This is a genomic window from Streptomyces sp. NPDC104202 (genome assembly GCF_055584185.1).
On sequence record NZ_JBVJMN010000005.1, the window covers coordinates 83,362 to 98,920 of the forward strand.

Below are 15,559 nucleotides of genomic sequence, written 5' to 3' on the forward strand. Positions count from 1 at the left end.
GATGCGGCGGGGCGGGGCCGGGCGGACGCGGCGGGGGAGGGGCTCAGTAGGGCGCGGGGCGGCCCTGGGCGTCCTCGTGCGTGTAGTAGACGTAGTAGGCACCGACCGCGTTGACCGCGCCGAACGCGAGGCCGAGGCCGCTGGAGGACAGGATGCTGGCGTCGGAGAGGCTGAAGAGGAACCCGACCGCGACGCCGGACAGGACGCCCCACGCGGCGGCGTGCAGTTCGCGGGGGAGGCGGCGGCCGTGCCGGTGGAGCGTGCGGATCCCCACCGCGAGGACGATCGCGGAGATCAGGCCGAGCCACAGCTGGCCCAGCGTGGTCGGGCCGCCGTGCCGGGCGACGGTGGCGGCGTAGAGGCCGTAGAGGACACCGACGGCGACCGGACCGGCCCAGCCGTGGGTGGTGATCCGGCGCCCGGCGGGCGCCGCTGCGTGTGCGGCCATGGCAGGAGCTCCTTCGTCTCTCGCCCCCCTGGTCCCGCACCCTCCAGGGCACACCCGCGCCCGGCGGCCCGCAAGTGGATCAGCCGGGGGGCGCGCCGGGTTCGTCCGCCAGCGCCGCGAGCCGGGCGAGGGCCGCGTCGAGGACCTCGCGGGGCGGCGAGGCGAGGCCGACGCGGACGGCGTCCGGGGCCGATCCGGGGCCGACGGCGAAGGCGCTGCCCGGGGTGACGGCGACGCCCGCGCGGGCGGCCGCGGCGGCCGCGAAGGTCTCGGCCCGCCAGGGTGCGGGCAGCTCCCACCAGCAGAAGTAGGCGTGCGGCGAGGTGCGCACCGCGTGGCCGCCGAGCCGGCGCCGGACGAGGGCGTGCCGGGCGCGCGTCTCGGCCCGTTTGGCGGCGGCGGCCTCGGTGACGGTGCCGTCGTCCGCCCAGCGGGTGGCGGCCGCGAGGGCGAGGCCGCCGGCGGTCCAGGCCCCGGAGCGCAGGGCGTCGGCGACGGCGGCGCGCAGGGGCCCGGGGACGACGAGGTAGCCGACGGTGAGGCCGGGGGCGAGGCGCTTGGAGAGGCTGTCCACGAGGAGGACGCGTTCGGGGGCGTGGGCGGCGAGCGGGGCGGGCGCGTCGGGCAGGAGGAAGGCCCAGGTGGTGTCCTCGACGGCGGTCAGGTCGAGGCCGCGGAGCCGTTCGGCGAGTGCGGCCCGGCGCTCCTCGCCCGCGGTGGCGGAGAGCGGGTTGTGCAGGGTCGGCTGGAGGTAGACGGCGGCGAGCGGCGTGGCCCGGTGGGCGGCCGCGAGCGCGTCGGGGCGGACGCCCTCGTCGTCGAGGGCGAGCGGCACGAGCCGGATGCCGAGGCGTTCGGCGACGGCTTTGACCAGCGGGTACGTGAGGGCTTCGACGCCCAGCCGGCCGCCGGGCGGAACGAGGGCGGAGAGCGCGGCGGCGAGGGCCTGCCGGCCGTTGCCGGCGAAGAGGACGCGCTCGGGGTCGGGCGTCCAGCCGGGCCGGGCGAGGACGCCGGCGGCGGCCTCGCGGGCCCGGGGGGTGCCGGTGGCGGCGGCGGGTCCGGAGACGGCCTCGGCGAGGACGTCGGGCCGGGAGAGTGCGGTGAGCGCGCGGGCCATCAGCTCCGACTGGCCGGGCGCGACGGGGTAGTTCAGCTGGAGGTCGACGGGGGCGGTGCCGGTCGCCTCGGCGAGGGCGGGTCCGGGCAGCGGGGGCGCGGCGCGGACGAAGGTGCCGCGGCCGACCTCGCCGACGACCAGGCCGCGGCGGGCGAGTTCGCCGTAGACCCGGATCGCGGTGGAGTTGGCGATGCCGTGGCGGCGGGCGAAGACCCGCTGCGGCGGGAGCCGGTCGCCGGGCCGCAGCCGCCCGTCGCGCACGGCGGCCTCGACGCGGTCCGCGATCCTGCGGTACTCGTCCACCGGGAACCTCCCCATTGCACCGAGAGCAAAGATCTTATTGCACCGATCCGATGGCGCTGCCTAGCCTTTCCGCATGCCCCCCTTCCCCACCGCCCACGCCGGGACCCACTACGAGGACCGGGGCTCGGGCCCCGCCCTCCTGCTGGTCCACGGCCACCCCTTCGACCACACCATGTGGCGGCCGCAGATCGACCGCTTCTCCCGCACCCACCGGGTCGTCGCCCCCGACCTGCGCGGCTACGGCGCCACCCCGCTGGGCCCGTCGACCGGCCGCACCGGCCTCGACGACTTCGCCGAGGACCTCGTCGCCCTCCTCGACCGCCTGGGCATCGAGGAGTGCGTCCTCGCCGGCCTCTCCATGGGCGGCCAGATCGCCATGGAGTTCTACCGCCGCCACCCGGGCCGGGTCCGCGGCCTCGTCCTCGCCGACACCTTCCCCGCCGCCGAGACCGAGGACGGCAGGAAGGCCAGGAACGCCATGGCCGACCGGCTGCTCGCCGAGGGCATGCGCGGATACGCCGACGAGGTCCTGGACCGGATGGTCGCCCCGTACAACCCGCACGCCGCCGGCCACGTCCACCGCATGATGTGCGCGACCGACCCGGTCGCCGCGGCCGCCGCCCTGCGCGGACGGGCCGAGCGCCCCGACTACCGCGAGACCCTCGCCGCGGCGGCCGTGCCCGCACTCGTCGTGGTCGGCCGGGACGACACGTACACCCCGGTCGCGGACGCGGAGGAGATGCACGCCCTGCTCCCTGACGCGACGCTGGTCGTCGTCGAGCGGGCCGCGCACCTGCCGAACCTGGAGCGGACCGAGGAGTTCGACGCGGCGCTCGACCGCTTCCTGCGTTCACTCGACCGGCCCAGCTGAACGGTCGCGACCGCGCGCGTGCTCCCACGATGGGGACATGAGCCAGAACACCGCGCCCCGCCCGCCGGGGACCAAGCAGAGCACCTCGGGGGCCTGGGCCGCCGGCGGCACCCTCTTCGCCGGCGTCCTCATGCTCGTCACCGGATTCATGGACATCTTCCAGGGCATCGCCGGTATCGCCGAGGACGACGTCTACACCCGGGTCGGCGACTACGTCTTCAAGTTCGACCTCACCACCTGGGGCTGGATCCACCTCTGCCTCGGCGTCGTCATCGCCGTCGCGGGCTTCGGCATCCTCAAGGGCGCCGAGTGGGGCCGCGTCGCCGGCATCGCGCTCGCCTCGCTCAACGTCCTCTTCCAGTTCCTCTTCCTGCCCTACCAGCCGTGGTGGGCGCTCTTCTCCATGGCCGTCTCGATCTTCGTGATCTGGGCGCTCGCCACGGACGAGGCGTACGGCACGGACGAGACCCTCTGAGGGGCGGCACGTGAACCGCACGAGACGCACCACCGCCCTCGCGCTCGCCGCCGCCGCGCTCCTCGCGATCAGCGGCTGCGACTCCGCCAAGGAAGCGGCCGGCGACATCGTCTCCTCCGCCACGGCGGCGGCCGCCTCCGCCGCCCAGGAGAAGATGAACGAGGTCAAGGACGGGGTGAACGCCACCGGCGACGTCAGCGCCGGCACCCCCACCGCCGACGGGGACCGCACGGTCGCCGAGATCACCGCGACCAACCCCAAGGACAAGGCCGCCGACTACACGGTCATGGTCAACTTCCGTGACGCCGAAGGGAACCTGCTCGACGCGGTCGTCCTGAACATCGACGGCGTCGAACCGGGGAAGTCCAAGTCCGGTACCGCGCGCAGCAACCGGACCCTCGACGGTGCCACCAAGGCGGAGATCTCGCAGGCCCTGCGACACTGAGGGACGTGGACCGAGTCCTTGCCGCCATACCCGCGCCCGAGCCCGCACCCGAGCCCGGGGCCGTACGCCCGCACGGGCCCCTGCCGGACACCGCGTCCCCGGCCCCCGGGCCGCCCCTCCGGCCCAGGCACCGCCTCCTCGCCTGGGCCGCCGGGCTGCTCCTGGCCGCACCCGCCCTCGTCGCCGGCAGCCGGCTGCTCGACACCGACGCGACCACCCCCGTCACCCAGCTCCTCTCCCTCCTCCCCTGGCTCGCCGTCCCCGCCGGCCTCGCGCTGCTCCTCGCCGCCGCCGCCCGCCGCCGCGGGCTCTCCCTCGCCGCCGCCGTCGTCCTCGGCGCCGTCGCCTGGAGCTCACTGCCCTCCCCGCCGCGGCCCGCCGTCCCCGAGGGGCCGGCGCTCGCGCACGTCAGGGTCCTCGCCTCCAACGTCGAGTTCGGCCAGGGCACCCGGTCGCTGGCCGCGCTGGTCCGGCGGGAGCACCCCCAGCTCGTCTTCGTCTCGGAGTGCGACCGCGCCTGCCGCCGGACCCTGATCACGGCCTTCGCCGACGAACTCCCCCACTACGCGGCCGTGGAGGCCGAGGGCTCCGAGGGCTCCGTGGTGCTCAGCGCCTTCCCGCTGCGGGACTGGCGGATGATCCCGGCCACCATGGGCATGCCCGGCGCGACCGCCGACATCGCCGGCGTCCCCGTCGACGTCCAGCTCGCCCACCCGATGCCGCCCCTCCCCCACCAGGTGTCCCTGTGGAAGCGGGAACTCGGCCGGGTCGCGGACGTCGCCGCGCGGCGGACCGGCCCCGCCCTGATCGCCGGCGACTTCAACGCCTCCCAGGACCACGCCGCCTTCCGCGCCGTCCTCGCCGCCGGACGCCTGAGCGACGCGGCCCGGTCGACGGGCGCGAGCCGCACCCCCACCTGGCCGATGGAAGGCCCCCTGCCGCCCTTCGTCCAGATCGACCACGTCCTGGTCAGCGACGACTTCGCCGTCCGCGACGTGCGCTTCCTCGGCGTCGCCGGCTCCGACCACCGCGCCGTCCTCACCGATCTCGACCTGCGCGGCGGGCGCTGATCCGCCACGCTGGAAGGCATGGACAACGAGGACATCCTGGACGACATCGGCGCCCTCGTCGAGGAGGAACGCACCCTGCGCCGGCGCACGGGCGGTCTCCTCCCCGAGGAACGCGCCCGCCTCGCCGACCTGGAGGTGCGCCTCGACCAGTGCTGGGACCTGCTGCGGCAGCGCCGCGCCAAGGCCGAGTTCGGCGAGGACCCGGACACCGCCGCGCTGCGCCCCGCCTCCGAGGTCGAGTCGTACCGGAACTGAGCCCCGCCCGGCCCGCGACCACGCCTGACGGGCCGCCGCGGCCCAGTACGTTGGGCGCATGGCACGCCCCGACCGGTCCGTACGGCTCACCCCGCCCGCCTGGCTCACCGCCGGGCTGAAGCCCGCCCCGACGCCCGTCCCGTGGGCCGCCGTCGTCCGCTCCTCCGTCGCCCTCTCCGCCCCCCTGGCCGTGGGACTGGCCGCCGGGCAGCCCGCGTACGGCGCGCTGGTCTCCATGGGCGCCCTGTCCGGGGTCATCGGGGACACCGCCGACGCCTACCGGATGCGGATCTTCAACATCGCGGTGCCCCAGCTCTTCGGCGCGCTCGGCGTGACCCTGGGAACCCTCGTCTTCGGCCACGGCTGGGTCGCCGTCGGCGTGCTCACCCTCGTCGCGCTCGTCTCCGGGATGATCTCGTCGATCGGCGCCGTCGCCTCCGTGTCCGGACTGCTGCTCCTGCTCAACTGCGTGGTCGGCGCGGGCCTCCCGATGCCGGGCCCCTGGTGGAAGGCGCCGCTGCTGCTCACCCTCGGCGGCCTGTTCGTCCTCGTCCTCACCCTCCTCGGCTGGCCCCTGCGCCGTGCCGCCCCCGAACGCGCCGCGGTCGCCGCGACCTACCGCTCCCTCGCCGCGCTGTACGAGGCCACCGGAACCCCCGCGTACGACGAGCGGCGGCAGGACGTCACCGCCTCCCTCAACCAGTCCTACGACCTGGTCCTGGCCCGCCGGGCCCGCCAGCACGGCCGCGCGGCCCACCTGGTCAGGCTGCTCTCCCAGCTCAACGTCCTCATCCCGCTCCTGGAGGCCGCCCCCGCCGCCCACCTGCGCGCCCGGCTGATCGGACCGCTGCCCCCGGCGGTCCCGGCGGCCGTCAGGGAACTGGCCGACGCCGTCGAGGACGGGCGCACCGGCGCCGCCGACCTCGACCTCCCGGTGCCCGAGCGGCCCGCCGAGAAGGCCGTGGACCACGCCCTGCGTCACGCGGCGGCCGTCGTCCACAAGACCGACCCCGACCCGTACAACGTGGACGACCGGCTCGGACGGCCCGCCGCGCTCCGCGTCCGGGTCCGCAGGACCGCCCGCGCCGTGCTGTTCTCCGAGGCGTCCTGGCGGTACGGCCTGCGGCTGGCCCTCTGCATCGGCCTCGCGCAGGCCCTCGTGTCGCTGATCGCGGTGCCCCGCTCGTACTGGGTGGCGCTCACCGTCACCTTCGTCATGAAGCCCGACTTCGGCTCGGTGTTCTCCCGGGCCGTGCTCCGCGCCGCCGGCACCGCCGCCGGGCTCGTCCTCGCCGCGTTCGTCCTCTCCGAGGTGCCGCGCGGCTGGTGGGACGTGCCCGTGATGATCGTCCTCGCCGCCTTGATCCCGGCCTTCTCCGCGAAGGGGTACGCCTTCCAGACCGCGGCCATCACCCCGGTCATCCTGCTGCTCTCCGACACCCTCAACCACCAGGGCTTCCACCTGGTCATGCCGCGGCTGTACGACTCGCTCATCGGCTGCGGGATCGCCCTGGTCGCCGGCTACCTGCTGTGGCCCGAGTCCTGGCACACCCGCATCGGGGACAAGCTCGCGGACGCCGTCGCCGACACCGCCGCCTACGTGGCGCGGGCCTTCGGCGGCGAGGGCGACCGGGCCGGGCGCCACCGGGCGCGGCGCAAGCTCTACCGGGACCTGTCGTCCGTCCGCTCCGAGTTCCAGCGCGCGCTCACCGAACCGCCGCCCACCGGCACCCGGGCCGCCGCCTGGTGGCCGCTGGTCGTGGCGGTCGAGCGGATCGTGGACGCGACGACCGCGGCCCGCATCCGCGTGGACCACGGGGCGCCGGCCCCCGAGGCCGCCGAGGTCAGCGCCGTGGAGCGGGAGTTGCGCGAGCTCGCGGACGGACTGCGGGCCTCCGAGACCCTCGTGGAGGTCCGCTCGGAGCTCCCCGGAGACGAGAGCGGAGTCCTCGAACCGCTCCGCCAGGAGGTGCGCGCCGCCCGGGCCATCGCCGGGCCCGACCTGCGGTAAACCTCACCGAGGGGGCGCACGGGAGAACTTACCGGCGGTCACGGAACGGAACCTTCCCCGCCGCCGTTACCGGAATCCACCCGGGCGACTACGATGCGCTCGAATTCACCGTGATCCGCACCCGCCCCCGGCAACCGGCGCGGCCCACGGGCCACTTCGCCCCGCCCCCGCTCCGCACCGCCGCACACGCCCCGCCTCACCCCCCGCGTTCCCGAGGTCCCGCCATGCGCACCACCACGAACAGAGGGCTCCAGCCCAATGTCCTCGGCACCTTCGACACCATCGTCATGGCCGTCGCCGGCAGTGCCCCGGCGTACTCCCTCGCCGCGACGACCGCCGTCCTCTTCGGCGCCGTCGGCTACGCCGGCCCCGCGGCCCTGCTCTACTGCGCGATACCCATGCTCGGCATCGTCCTCGCCTACGCCCGCCTCGGCCGGATCGACGTCAACGCGGGCGCCGGATACTCCTGGGTGGGCCGCACCCTCCACCCGTTCCTCGGCTTCCTGTCCGGCTGGGCCCTCGTCTTCGCCGCCACCGTCTTCATGGTCGCCGGCTCCCTGCCGGCCGGCTCCCTCACGCTCTCCCTGATCGACCCCGGCCTCGCCGCGAACACCCCGCTCGCGGCCGCCGTCGGCGCCGGCTGGTTCCTGCTGATGCTGCTCGTCGTCCTCGGCGGCGCCCGGCTCACCGTCCGGGCGCAGCTGGTCATGTCCGGCGTCGAGATGCTGATCCTGGTCGGCTTCGTCCTCGCCGCCGTCGCCCACCGCGGCCGGGCCACCGCCTTCGACTGGTCGTGGTTCGGCCTCGCCCGCTTCGACGGCCCCGAGGGCTTCGCCGCCGGCGCGCTGATCGCCGCCTTCTACTACTGGGGCTGGGACGTCACCAGCAACCTCAGCGAGGAGACCCGGAACAGCCGCCGCACCGCCGGTCTCGCCGCCCTCGTCGGCGTCGGCTTCGTCTTCGTCCTCTTCGAGGCGTTCACCGTCGCCGTCAACGTGCTGCTGAGCGCCGAGGAGATCCGCACCGCCGGACCCAACGTCCTCGCCGTCCTCGGCCAGGAGATCTGGCCCGGCGTCGGCGGCAAGCTCCTCGTCGTCGCCGTCATCCTGTCGACCGTCGCCACCCTGGAGACCACCCTCCTCCAGGTCACCCGCTCCCTCTTCGCGATGGGCCGCGACCGGACCCTGCCCGCCGCGCTCGGCGCCGTGCACCGCCGCTGGAACACCCCCTGGGTCGCGATCGTCGCCGTCGGTGCCGCCGCCCTCCTGATGTTCGGCGCCGCCGCGGCCGCCGGCTCCGTCCAGCGCATCCTCCGCGACGCCGTCGCCGCGATCGGTCTCCAGATCGCCTTCTACTACGGCCTCGCCGGCATCGCCGCCGCCGTCGCCTACAAGTCGCTGCTGCTGCGGTCCGTCCGGAACCTGCTCCTCGGCGGGGTGTGGCCGCTGCTCGGCTCCGGGTTCATGCTGTGGGCCTTCGTCGAGTCCCTCGGCGAACTCTCCACCACCGCCCTCGCCATCGGCCTCGGCGGACTGCTCCTGGGCGTCGTCCCGCTCGTCGTCTACTGGCGCAAGGGCAGCGACTACTACCGCCCCGCCCGCCTCGACGCCGTCCGCGCCCTCGCCGCCACCCGCGACTCCGGCCCGGCGACGCCCCGCGCCCGCACCGGCGACCACGAGAAGAGCTACGCGACCGACTTCTGACCGGCCGCCGGCCCGCGGGACACCAGCCGCCGGCCCCGGCACCCCCGACTTCTGACGGCAGCCGAACCCGAAGGAGGCCCCCGATGGCCGTACGCCGCCGCTCCGTGCGACCGTCGCGCCAGGAGCGCTTCGCGCCCGACTTCGACCCGGACTTCGGGGACCGCGCGCTGACCGAGGCGCGCCACGACATCGTCATCGGCCGCTGGCAGGGCGTACGGAACCTGCTCGCCGCCACCGGGACGGACTGGGCGCGCCGCACCCACCGGCTGCGCCTGCTCTCGCACGCCGCCGCCGGCAGCTCCACCGTCGAGACCTGGCGGGCCGCCGAACCCGGCAACCCCGACGCCGCCGTGCTGCGCGCCGCGACCGAGGTGGTGCGCGTCTTCGACGCGGCCATCGCCGCGGGCCGGGGCGCCGCCGTCGAACGGGGCCGCGTCGACGCCGCCGTCGACGCCTGCCGGGGCGCCGCCGAGGCCGCCCCCGCCGACCCCATGCCGTGGGTCTCGCTGCTGTCGGTGGCCCGGCTCTACGAGGGCGGCGTGCCCCGCCGCGAACTGCGCCACTGGTTCGACGAGTTGCGGCGGCGCGACCCGTACAACACCGAGGGCCACATCCAGGTGCTGCGGTACTGGTCGGCGCGGTGGCACGGCACCCACGGCAGCATGTACGACTTCGCCCGCGACGCCGCGGGCGTCGCCCCGCCCGGCTCCCCGCTGCCGGTCCTCGTGCAGGTGGCCCGCGTCGAGGAGTACCGGTACATCGCCGACGGGGCGCTCGGCCGCGGCCCGGTCCGCGGCTTCGACCAGCACTGGAAGCACGAACTGGCGGTGACCGAGCTGCGCCGCACGCACGCCCGCTGGATCGGCGGCCGCGACCCGGAACGGCCGGTGGCCCCCGAGGAGGTCGCCGACCTCAACTTCCTGGCCCACGCCGCCTGCTACGCGGGCCAGGTGGAGATCGCCCGGGAGCTGCTGGGCATGCTCGGCACCCGGGCCGCCTGGGTGCCCTGGGCGTACACGGGCGACCCGGAGGAGCAGTTCGTTCGGTTCAGGGAGGGCCTGGGGGTGGCGTGACGCGCCCGCCCCCGGGCCCCTCCGGCATCAGACGCCGATGTCGCGGCCGTCCACCCGCCAGACCGAGACGACCGAGGGACGGACGATCTTCCCGGGCCCGTCCGGCCACACCGAGGCGGGCTTCTCGACGGACGCGCCGTCGATCTCGCCCGGGTGCTGGACGGCGACCAGGACCCGGCGGTCCTGGACGATCGGACCGCAGGTCTCGGCGCCCCTCGGCACGGTCAGGAACTGCTTGAGCTCACCGCGCCGCTCACCGCGCGTCGCCACGCCGAACAGGCCGTCGTGCGAGCCGAGCTGGTTGCCGTCCGTGGAGATCCACAGGTTGCCGTGCGGGTCGAAGGCCACGTTGTCCGGGCAGGAGATCGGGGAGACCTTCTCCTTCGGGAAACCGGCGAAGTAGGTCGACGGGTCGTTCGGGTCGCCCGCCACGAGGAACAGCCGCCAGGCGAAGCCGTCGCTCGACGGGTCGTCCCAGTGCTCGGCGAGTTCGAGGATCTGCCCGTGCTTGTTGAGGTTGCGCGGGTTCGCCTCGTCCGCCGCAGCCTTGCCGGCCTTGCCGCGGTCGGTGTTGTTGGTCAGGGCCACGTACACCCGGCCGCTGCGCGGCGACGGCTCGACGTCCTCGGGACGGTCCATCTTGGTGGCGCCGACCTTGTCACCGGCGAGGCGCGTGAAGACGTACACCTCCTCGGCCGTCATGCCCGGCACGTGCGACACGTCGCCGGTGGCCAGCGGGATCCACACGCCGGAACCGTCGAACTCCCCGTCGTTCGGGAGCTTCCCCGTGCCGTCGATCTCGGCGGCCGGCGAGTCGCCGGTCAGCTTCGCGACGTACAGCGTGCCCTCGTCCAGCAGCGTCAGGTTGTGCTCGCGGGCCGCCCGCGAGGAACCCTTCTTCATGCGCTTGCTCGACACGAACTTGTAGAAGTAGTCGAAGCGCTCGTCGTCGCCCATGTAGACGACCGGACGGCCGTCCTCGGTGAGCCGGGGCTGCGCGGCCTCGTGCTTGAAGCGGCCGAGGGCGGTGCGCTTGCGGGGCGTCGACTCGGGGTCGTACGGGTCGAGCTCGACGACCCAGCCGAAACGGTGGACCTCGTTCGGCTCCTGCCGGAGGTCGAAGCGCTTGTCGAACCGCTCCCACTTGCGCTCGGTGGCCCCGGTGCCGACCCCGTACCGCTTGTCGGTCGCCGAGCTGCCGTTGGCGAAGTACTGGTTGAAGTTCTCCTCGCCGTGCAGCGTCGTGCCCCACGGGGTGGTGCCGCCGGCGCAGTTGTTCAGCGTGCCCAGGACCTTGCGGCCCGTCGGGTCGGCGGAGGTCCTCAGCAGGGCGCTGCCGGCCGCGGGGCCGGTCACCCGGAACTCGCTCGTCGTGTGCAGACGGCGGTTCAGGTGGTGGCGGGTGACCGGGGTGAGCTTCCCGGTGCGGTGCTCCTCCTGCACGACCACGACCGACAGGCCGTGCGCCGCCCAGGCGATCTCCACCTGCTCGCGGGTCGGGTTCGCGGCGTCGTAGCCGCGGAACATCAGCACCTCGTCGGTGTACTCGTGGTTCGCCACGAGCACCTGGCGTCCGTGCTCGCCGTGCAGCGGCAGCAGCGACAGGAAGTCGTTGTTGTATCCGAACTGGCCGGCCTGCGCCTTCGCCGTCTGCTTCTCCGAGTCGAACGCCGGCGCGCCGCGCAGGATCGGCTCGCCCCAGCGGATCACCACGTTCTGCGCGTACCCCTCCGGGACCGTCACCCGGTCCGCGGTGTTCGGCGCGACGGGCGCGAAGCGCAGGCCGCGGGCGCCGTCGACCGGCTGCGGCTTGCCCGGCCACTGCGGCTTCGCCTCCGCGGCGGGGGCGTTGCCCAGGGCCACGGCCCCGCCCGCGGCCGACGCCACGGTCACGACCGCGGCGGCGCGCAGCGCCGAACGGCGCGACAGCACCCCGGCTATGACGTCGCCGACGTAGGCGTTGTCGCTGGTGTTCGGCACCTCGTGGAAGCAGGCGTCACCGCACCGGTAACGGCAGGTGAGAGCGGAACGGCCGCCTCCGTGGGGGTTCGTGCTCAGCAGCGGCAGCAGTTTGCGCACTTCGTCCTCCTCCGGCGCACACTGCGCCGACAAGCTGTCGGGATTCCTTCGGCGGCGACGCTATGTGCGCACCTCGGCACCGGGACGGCCGCCGTGTGAACGCCGAATGAATGCGCGGCAACCGGGGGCGACCGGGTCATCGGGGAGGCGGAGGGGGGCCGCTAACCTTACGTGTCCGCCCTGGCCAGGGATGAACGTCCCGAAACGCCCAGTACGGACATTCACACTGCACCCCCACTCATGCGAAAGGGTTCGCCCATGGGTATTCGGAGCATGCTGCGCAAGGTGTTCGGCCGGGACCGCGAGGAAACACCGGCAACCTCCGTCCCGCCCCAGACGCGTGAGACCTCCTCCACGTCCCCCGACACCCCCGAGGACGCCGCTCGTCGCAAAGCCGACGAACTGGTCGCCGAGGCTTTCGACAACCCCCAGGTCCCCAAGGCCCGCACGGCCCCGGCCGACCCGGCCGTGACCGGGCCCGCGGCCGTCCCCGCGCCCGCCGCGGAGCCGGAGCCGGTGGCCGCCGACGCCACCGAGGAGCTGGAGCAGGCCGCGACCGAGGCGGTCGCCCCCGAGGCGACCGAGCCGGAGCCGACGGCCGCCGACGCCGAGGAGCCGACTGCCGCCGTCGCGGACGAGCCGCTCGTGGCCGAGGTCACGGCCGAGGCCGCCGGGCCGACGGCCGACGCCGAGCCGGCCGCCGGCGCGACCGAGACCGAGCCGGAGGCCGACGAGGCCGCGGAGCAGCCGGCCGTCGCCGAAGCCCCGGCCGGCGCCGTGACCGAGGAGCCGGTCGTCGTCGCCGAGGTGACCGAGCCGGGGGCCGACGAGGCAGCGGAGCAGCCGGCCGCGGACGCCGCACCGGCCGGCGGGACCCCGGGCGAACCGGAGCCGACGGGCGACGCCGAGGAGCCGGCCGCGGCCGACGAGGCCGTCGAGCCGACCGTCGCCGCCGAGGTCGCGAGCCCGGCGGAGCCGACGGACGAGACCGAGGCCGACGCCGCCGAGCCGGTCGTCGCCGCAGAAGCCGACGCGGACGCCGACGCCGCCCGGCCGGAGACCGACGAGGCCCTCGCGACCGCCGAGACCGCCGACGTGACCGAGGCCGTCGTCGCGGACGACGCGGGCACGGGCGAGGGTGACGAGGAGCCGGTGGCGGCCGTCGCCGTCGAGGCGGCCGTCGCGGACGACGCGGGCACCGCCGAGGAGGTGCCGGCTGAGGCCGGCGCCGGGGTGCCGGAGGGCAGGCCCGCGGTCACCGCGGCCAGGGTGAAGGCGGCGGCGCCGCACCTGGCGGAGGCGTACAGGGCGGCGGGGGCGGCCCTGAAGAAGGAGGGGCTGGCCGGGGCGCGGGCCGCGGTGTACCTGGTGGTGGACCGGTCCGGTTCGATGCGCGGGTACTTCAAGGACGGCTCGGTGCAGCGGCTGGCCGAGCAGACGGTGGCGCTGGCGGCGCACCTCGACGAGGACGCGTCGGTGACGACCGTGTTCTTCTCGACGGACATCGACGGCACGGTCGAGCTGACCCCTGCCGGGCTGACGCCGTCCCGCGTCGAGGAGATCAACGGGACGCTCGGCCGTCTGGGCCGGACGAACTACCACCGCGCGGTGGAGGAGGTCCTGGCCCACCACGAGAAGGGCGACCCGGCCCGCCCGGCCGTGGTGGTCTTCCAGACGGACGGCGCGCCGGAGTCGAAGACGGCGGCGGCGCAGGCGCTGGCCGAGGCGGCGGACCGGCCGCTGCGGTGGCGTTTCGTGGTCTGGGGCGAGGAGGAGAACAAGGCGTTCGACTTCCTGCGCAAGCTCGACGGCACGCCGGGCACCGGGGTGCACTTCGCGGGCGTGACCCCGGTGGAGACGGCGCACGCCGCCTTCTACCGCGGACTGCTGGCCGGCCTGGAGCTCTGACCGCCGGAGGTGGTGGCGGCGACCGGCAGGGTCACCGTCACCACGAGGCCGCCGCCGTCGTCCGCGTGCCGTGCGACGGCGGTGACGGCGCCGTCGTGGGCGGCGGCGATCGAGCGGACGATGGAGAGCCCGAGGCCGGCGCCGGGGCCGGTCCGGTCCCGGCCCCCGCCGCGCCGGAAGGGTTCGAAGAGGCCCTCGACGTCGGCGGCGCGGACGACGGGCCCGGTGTTGAGCACGGTGAGGACGCCGGCCTCGACGCGGACGTCGACGAGGCCGCCGGGCACGTTGTGGGTGACGGCGTTCGCGACGAGGTTGCGGACGAGCAGGCCGAGCAGGACCCGGTTCCCCCGGACCGTCCCGCCCCCGGCGACCACGCGCGCGTCGGGGTGCTCCTCGATGACGACGTCCCCGAGGGACACGTCCTCCCGTTCCGGCAGGCCGCCCTCGCCGCGGGCGAGGAGCAGCAGTCCGTCGAGGAGGCGTTCGCTGCGGCGGTTGGTGTCGAGGAGGAGCTCGCGGACCTCGCAGGTGTCGTCGAGTCCGATCTGGATCGCGGCGCGCTGGGTGGCGAGCGGGGTGCGCAGTTCGTGGGAGGCGTTGGCGACGAACAGGCGGCGGCTGTCGAAGGCGCTCTCCAGGCGGTCGAGGAGCGCGTCGAGGGTGTCGCCGAGTTCCTTGAGTTCGTCGTCGGGGCCGCGGACGGCGAGCCTTCCCCAGGGTCCGTCCGGGGGGACGCCCACGTGGTGGGTGTGCGCGGAGAGCCTCCGTGCGCGGGCGGTCATCTCGTGGACGGGCCGCAGGACGCGCCCGGCGGTCCACCAGCCGACGACGACGGCGCCGCAGGCGACGACGAGCAGGGAGAGGGCCGACCACATGAGCATCTGTTCGCCGGCGGCCCGGCTGATGTCGTCGCCGAGCCGGTCGGCCCGGACGACGGCGACGGCGTCCGCCCGGGCGACGATCGCGTCGGCCTCGCCGTGGGTCCCGGCTCTGACCAGCACGTTCACCAGGAGGAGCAGGACGGCTCCGAGGACCAGGAAGACGCCTCCGTAGACGAGGGCGATCCGGGTGCGGATGGTGGACCCGGGGCCGAGGACGCCGCCGTTCACAGGACGTACCCGACGCCCTGGACGGTCCGGACGGGTCCCGGCTCGCCGAGTTTGGCGCGCAGCTTGCTCATGCAGACGCGGACGGCGCCGGTGAAGGGGTCGGCGTGGGCGTCCCAGGCGCGTTCGAGGAGCTCCTCGGCGGAGACGACGGCGCCGTCGGCCTCCAGGAGGATCTGGAGGACGGAGAACTCCTTGGGGGTGAGGTCGAGGTCCCGTCCGTCGCGGGTGGCGGTCCGGCGGACGGTGTCCACGAGCAGGCCGTCCCGGGCGAGGAGCGGGGGGAGCGGGGGGCGGGCGGCCCGGCGGCGCAGGGCCCGGACGCGGGAGACGAGCTCGGGGAACTCGAAGGGCTTGCCGAGGTAGTCGTCGGCGCCGAGGTCGAGTCCGCGGACGCGGTCCTCGACGGCGGTGGCGGCGGTGAGCATGAGGATCCGGACGGGGGCGCCGGCGGCGACGAGCCGCCGGGCGACGTCGTCGCCGTGGACGCGGGGCAGGTCGCGGTCGAGGACGAGGACGTCGTACGCGTGGAGGGCGAGCCGTTCCAGGGCGTCGTGGCCGTCGTGGGCGGTGTCGACGGCGAAGCCGGCCCGCCGCAGGCCGGTGGCGAGGAGGGCGGCGAGGTCCCGCTCGTCCTCGGCTACGAGTACACGCATGGACTCCATCCTCCCCGCGTCGCCCCCGGCCCCGGT

14 protein-coding genes are annotated in these 15,559 nt (G+C 75.2%); 9 read left to right on the plus strand and 5 right to left on the minus strand.

Annotation, left to right across the window (positions count from 1 at the left end):
- Nucleotides 1-43: 43 nt before the first annotated feature.
- Both ACZ60W_RS05270 and ACZ60W_RS05275 read right to left on the minus strand, forming a co-directional pair.
- Nucleotides 44-448: a hypothetical protein gene (locus ACZ60W_RS05270; protein WP_469754010.1), complete on the minus strand. Its 405-nt coding sequence runs from the start codon at nt 446-448 to the stop codon at nt 44-46.
- Between the two features lie 79 nt (nt 449-527).
- Nucleotides 528-1,871: an aminotransferase-like domain-containing protein gene (locus ACZ60W_RS05275; protein WP_469754011.1), complete on the minus strand. Its 1,344-nt coding sequence runs from the start codon at nt 1,869-1,871 to the stop codon at nt 528-530.
- Between the two features lie 73 nt (nt 1,872-1,944).
- Here ACZ60W_RS05275 and ACZ60W_RS05280 point away from each other — a divergent pair, with 73 nt between their 5' ends.
- From ACZ60W_RS05280 to ACZ60W_RS05315, 8 genes are all read left to right on the plus strand, one after another.
- Nucleotides 1,945-2,742 carry an alpha/beta fold hydrolase gene (locus ACZ60W_RS05280; RefSeq protein ID WP_469754012.1) on the plus strand — a complete coding sequence of 266 codons (798 nt, stop codon included), beginning with the start codon at nt 1,945-1,947 and terminating at the stop codon, nt 2,740-2,742.
- Between the two features lie 37 nt (nt 2,743-2,779).
- Nucleotides 2,780-3,217: a DUF7144 family membrane protein gene (locus ACZ60W_RS05285; RefSeq protein WP_469754013.1), complete on the plus strand. Its 438-nt coding sequence runs from the start codon at nt 2,780-2,782 to the stop codon at nt 3,215-3,217.
- A 10-nt stretch (nt 3,218-3,227) separates the two neighbouring features.
- Nucleotides 3,228-3,662 (plus strand): hypothetical protein, encoded by a 435-nt coding sequence (locus tag ACZ60W_RS05290; RefSeq protein WP_469754014.1) that lies wholly within the window; start codon nt 3,228-3,230, stop codon nt 3,660-3,662.
- A gap of 5 nt (nt 3,663-3,667) precedes the next feature.
- Nucleotides 3,668-4,732 carry an endonuclease/exonuclease/phosphatase family protein gene (locus ACZ60W_RS05295; protein WP_469754015.1) on the plus strand — a complete coding sequence of 355 codons (1,065 nt, stop codon included), beginning with the start codon at nt 3,668-3,670 and terminating at the stop codon, nt 4,730-4,732.
- A gap of 18 nt (nt 4,733-4,750) precedes the next feature.
- Nucleotides 4,751-4,987 carry a DUF2630 family protein gene (locus tag ACZ60W_RS05300; RefSeq protein WP_469754016.1) on the plus strand — a complete coding sequence of 79 codons (237 nt, stop codon included), beginning with the start codon at nt 4,751-4,753 and terminating at the stop codon, nt 4,985-4,987.
- Between the two features lie 58 nt (nt 4,988-5,045).
- The gene (locus ACZ60W_RS05305) at nt 5,046-6,998 is read left to right on the plus strand and encodes an FUSC family protein (RefSeq protein WP_469754017.1); all 1,953 of its coding nucleotides are present in this window, start codon (nt 5,046-5,048) and stop codon (nt 6,996-6,998) included.
- Between the two features lie 224 nt (nt 6,999-7,222).
- Nucleotides 7,223-8,701: an APC family permease gene (locus ACZ60W_RS05310; RefSeq protein WP_469754018.1), complete on the plus strand. Its 1,479-nt coding sequence runs from the start codon at nt 7,223-7,225 to the stop codon at nt 8,699-8,701.
- An 83-nt stretch (nt 8,702-8,784) separates the two neighbouring features.
- The gene (locus tag ACZ60W_RS05315; protein WP_469754019.1) at nt 8,785-9,774 is read left to right on the plus strand and encodes a hypothetical protein; all 990 of its coding nucleotides are present in this window, start codon (nt 8,785-8,787) and stop codon (nt 9,772-9,774) included.
- 27 nt (nt 9,775-9,801) lie between these two features.
- On the opposite strand, the gene ACZ60W_RS05320 is transcribed toward ACZ60W_RS05315, so the two are convergent.
- Nucleotides 9,802-11,853: a PhoX family protein gene (locus ACZ60W_RS05320; protein ID WP_469754020.1), complete on the minus strand. Its 2,052-nt coding sequence runs from the start codon at nt 11,851-11,853 to the stop codon at nt 9,802-9,804.
- Nucleotides 11,854-12,111: 258 nt separating this feature from the next.
- Here ACZ60W_RS05320 and ACZ60W_RS05325 point away from each other — a divergent pair, with 258 nt between their 5' ends.
- Entirely contained in the window at nt 12,112-13,761 is a 1,650-nt protein-coding gene (locus ACZ60W_RS05325) for a VWA domain-containing protein (RefSeq protein ID WP_469754021.1), read from the plus strand.
- On the opposite strand, the gene ACZ60W_RS05330 is transcribed toward ACZ60W_RS05325, so the two are convergent.
- The gene (locus ACZ60W_RS05330; RefSeq protein WP_469754022.1) at nt 13,728-14,870 is read right to left on the minus strand and encodes a sensor histidine kinase; all 1,143 of its coding nucleotides are present in this window, start codon (nt 14,868-14,870) and stop codon (nt 13,728-13,730) included. The two genes, ACZ60W_RS05325 and ACZ60W_RS05330, sit on opposite strands and share 34 nt — an antisense overlap.
- Nucleotides 14,867-15,523, minus strand: coding sequence for a response regulator transcription factor (locus ACZ60W_RS05335; RefSeq protein WP_469754023.1), 657 nt, complete (start codon nt 15,521-15,523; stop codon nt 14,867-14,869). The genes ACZ60W_RS05330 and ACZ60W_RS05335 overlap by 4 nt, the downstream gene beginning before the upstream one ends.
- Between the last annotated feature and the right edge of the window lie 36 nt (nt 15,524-15,559).